The organism is Accumulibacter sp. (assembly GCF_032229525.1).
Classification (GTDB): Bacteria; Pseudomonadota; Gammaproteobacteria; order Burkholderiales; family Rhodocyclaceae; genus Accumulibacter.
The window spans coordinates 44764-48782 of the sequence record NZ_JAVTWB010000156.1 but is presented as its reverse complement, the minus strand read 5'-3'; the positions used below and the strand labels follow the sequence as shown (position 1 = coordinate 48782).

Genomic DNA, 4019 nt, shown 5'->3' with positions numbered 1-4019 from the left:
AACCGCGGACCTCTTGCATGCCATGCAAGCGCTCTCCCAGCTGAGCTATACCCCCTCGAAAGAAGCGCGCATTATAGGGTTCGGGGCTTTTCTTGTAAAGCGCCGCTGAGCACCGCGGAAGAGTCAACCCATTCACTTTCTTCCGGAATTCCCTCCAAGCGCCGCAGGTTTCGCGCGCGTAGCTGCTTGCTCAAAGCGCGCCGCCCCATGCGCGCATCGGAGATGTCTATCAACCCGAACTGGTGATCTGGGGTATAGACCACGTTACCCAAGTGCAAAGAGCGAAAGTAGACCCCGCAATCGTGCAAGTGAATGACAAAGCGCGTGAACGCTGCTTTCAATGCCTGTTCGCGATGCGCCTCCAGGCCTTCACGGCGCATCTCGCGCAGTGTTTTGCCGACCAGCGGATGGTAGTGCACGGCATCTCGATCGATCGACGGCACGCGCCAAACAGCGATGATCACCGGCGCCGGTATGTGACGCTGGTGCAAAGCCGCCGCATTGTCAGCAAACCGTTGTGCATAAGGAGACCAGGCAGCGGAGGACAGCAGGCGCTTGCGCCGAAACAGCTTCAGCATCGTCCCGTCGGCCAGTCGCAAAACCTTCTCACCAAAACCATCCTCTTCCAGGATCGTCGCGCCGGCACGCAGGGCGAGATAGTCATCCTGCTCGAGTCTGTTCAAGGTAACGCCCTCGCTGGAAAACACCGAGTCTACCTTCTCCGGCGATGGCAAGTCTCAAATTCCCGGCGACGATTCCTCACCGTGCCCGCCGAGAACGCCTCCTGCACGGCGGCAATCCTTTTAAAATGGCGTCTTTGCAACCAAGTCCGAGCTGCCCGATGAACTTCATGCACGCCCTTAATAGCGCGTGGCGCGAGCACAACAGCCTGCTCTGCGTCGGCCTTGACCCCGACCCGACGCGATTCCCTGCCCACCTGCGCGACAAACCGGACGCGATTTTCGAGTTCTGCAAAGCCATCGTCGACGCCACTGGAGACCTGGCCTGCGCGTTCAAACCCCAGATCGCCTACTTCGCCGCCCAGCGCGCCGAGGACCAGCTGGAAGCACTGATCGGACATATCCACCGTCGGCACCCGACGATACCGGTGATCCTCGATGCCAAGCGCGGCGACATCGGCAGTACCGCCGAGCAATACGCCATTGAAGCCTTCGAACGCTTCAAAGCCGACGCACTCACCGTCAACCCCTACCTCGGGCGCGACTCCATCGAACCCTATCTGGCTTACGGCGACAAGGGAATCATCCTTCTCTGCCGGACGTCGAACCCCGGTGGGAGTGATCTGCAGTTTCTCGACGTTGGCGGTGAGAAGCTGTACGAACACCTCGCCCGACTGGTGAGCAGTGAATGGAATCAGGGTGGCCAGTGCGCGCTGGTGGTCGGCGCCACTTTCCCGGCTGAAATCGCCCGCGTTCGAAAGCTGACCGGCGACATGCCGCTATTGGTCCCGGGCATCGGCGCGCAGGGCGGCGACATCGAAGCCACCGTCCGCGCCGGCTGTACGGCTCACGGCGACGGCCTCCTGATCAATTCTTCACGCGCCATCCTGTATGCCGGAAGTGGTGAGGACTTCGCCGAGGCGGCACGACATGTGGCACGTACAACCCGTGACGCAATCAATCTTCATCGACCGCCTGACCCACTTGCCAGCGATACCACAACTTGACACCTGTCGTTCCATCGCTGAAGTATTAGCTGGCGACATTCTCGGACCAGCGGGCGACGCGGTGCACCCGGTCGCCGCCTACCGCCCTGCGGGATTCTTGGCAACGTGCTGCCCAAGCGCCGAATCCAGAGCTCGCGCTGTCGGCCGTGTCATGGCCTGTATGACCGGCCGCAAAGCCAGCCACCACTGCTCCGTCGGCCGCCGATGTTCCAGATCAACGACGTCGTGCATGCGGTTGATCGGAGAGATCATGACCTTGCCTTCGACCAGGCCGATATAGGCCCCGGCAGCCGAACCCCGCTCCAGTTCCTGGGTCAGGAAATCGATACAGTGCGCCGCCAACCGGGTAGCCAGCACGCGGTCAAACGGTGAGGGATTGCCCCCCTGCTGCACGTGACCCAAGATCGCTTGGCGCACGTCGAACAGACCGTGACCTTCCTCCTCGAACAGTCGGCACATGAAGTCCGTGGTGTACTGCGAGTTTGCGCGCTCGTTGCGAATCGTGAGATAGAAACGCCGACCGCCGTGGAAGCCATCGATCATCCGTTCCACGTCGATTTGGAGATCCTTGAGCGAGACGCCTTCCTCGGGGAGGTAGATGCGCTCGGCGCCGCTGGCAAGCCCACTCATCAGCGCCAGGTAACCGCAGTAGCGGCCCATGACTTCGACCACGAAGCAACGCCGCGCCGCCATGGCTGACTGCTTGATTCGGTCGAGCGCCTCAACGATGGCGTTGAGAGCGGTATCGGCCCCAATGCTCAGCTCGGAGCAGGGCAGGTTATTGTCGATGCTCGCCGGCAGGCAAATCATCGGAATCTTGAATGCCGGATAGCGCTCGCGTTCGCTATACAGATTATGGGCGACCTTGTAGGCCAGCCAGCCGCCAATGATCAGTAATCCGTCTATGCGGTACGTTTCGAGCGCTCGCGCGACAGTGTAGAGTTGCTCGACAGTTGGCGCCTGCCGGGTGCTACCCAGTTCGGCGCCACCCATAGCGGCCCACCCCTCGACGTCGCCCCAGCTCAACTCCTCGATGCGGCCGGCAAGGAGTCCTTCGAAGCTGCCACGTACCCCCAACATGGTGTGGCCTCGATCCAGTCCGAGCCGGACTGCGGCACGAGCGGCAGTATTCATCCCTGGCGCAAGCCCGCCGCCGTGCAACACGGCTAGTCGCCGGGGGCGGGCCGGCGGTATCACGCTGGGCGGCGCGCCGGCCATGGCCTTGAAGGTCTGAAACATCTCGGTGAAGCTGCTACCGCGCAGCTCCATCGCTTTGCCATAGTCATGCTCGGCGATCTTGCGGGCCACCGCGTGAGTTTGCTCGACACATTGCATCAACGGTACGTGCCGTACCCGGTTGTAGCGCATGCCGACCATCTGCGGGTCACTCTCCGCAGTGGCGGACAACAGCTCCTGCACGGCCGCGTGGCCAACCAACGTGCTCATGCAGCGGTCGAAGGCGCTTGGCGTCCCGCCGCGCTGGACGTGTCCGAGGATCGTCACGCGCGTGTCCTCGCCAAGGCGGTCTTGCAGCACTTGCCGCACCTGGTCGCTGCTGATCGGCCGGCCTTCAATATCACAAGCCCCTTCGGCGACAACGACGATGCTATCGCGGCGACCGGCAGCCCGACCGTTGCGCAACAGATCGCACATCTCCTGCTCCCAGTTCTCTGGCGGCGGGCTTTCCGGAATCAGCACGTAGTCGGCTCCACCGGCGATCGCGCTCATCAGCGCCAGATAGCCGCAGTGGCGGCCCATCACTTCAACCACGAAGGTGCGCTGGTGGCTAGCGGCGGTGCTCGTAATGGCGTCGATGGCCTCAACGATCCGATGCAGGGCTGTATCGGCACCGATGGTCATGTCGGTACCGACCATGTCGTTGTCAATCGATCCAACCAAGCCGGTAATCATCAGCTCGGGGTGCCGTTGTGCGGTGAGCTGGTCGATTTCCCCGCGCTGCAGCAGTTCCTCCAAGAGACTCGGCCACTCCTGCCGAAACAGGTTGGCACCTGTCAAGCTGCCATCGCCACCAATCACCACCAGCCGGTCGATACCGTGCTGGAGCAGGTTTCGGGCGGCGGTCAGCCGGCCTTCCCGTTCGCGAAACGCCGGGCAGCGCGCTGTCCCGATGATCGTTCCGCCCCGGTGAATGATGCTGCCGACATCGTCCCACGACAGCGAGCGGATGCGCTCCCCGCCATCCACCATGCCCTGATAGCCCTCAAAAATGGCGTGCACGCCGACGCCCTGGTGCAGCGCCGAGCGGACCACCGCGCGTACTGCGGCATTCATGCCTTGCGCATCGCCACCGCTCGTCAGAACGCCAATGCTG

3 protein-coding genes are annotated in these 4019 nt (G+C 62.5%); 1 reads left to right on the top strand and 2 read right to left on the bottom strand.

The genetic code is table 11. The features are described 5' to 3' along the window. Positions 1 to 71: 71 nt before the first annotated feature. A complete protein-coding gene (locus RUW20_RS12185) occupies positions 72 to 683 on the bottom strand; it encodes a toluene tolerance protein (protein ID WP_313952499.1) in 612 nt (203 codons plus the stop codon). Positions 684 to 841: 158 nt separating this feature from the next. On the opposite strand from RUW20_RS12185, the gene pyrF reads away from it, so the two are divergent. Beyond that, complete coding sequence (gene pyrF, locus RUW20_RS12180; protein WP_313952498.1) at positions 842 to 1687, top strand: orotidine-5'-phosphate decarboxylase; 846 nt, start codon at positions 842 to 844, stop codon at positions 1685 to 1687. A 78-nt stretch (positions 1688 to 1765) separates the two neighbouring features. On the opposite strand, the gene RUW20_RS12175 is transcribed toward pyrF, so the two are convergent. Further along, positions 1766 to 4015, bottom strand: a complete 2250-nt coding sequence (locus RUW20_RS12175; protein ID WP_313952501.1) for a 6-phosphofructokinase — start codon at positions 4013 to 4015, stop codon at positions 1766 to 1768. Positions 4016 to 4019: the final 4 nt, after the last annotated feature.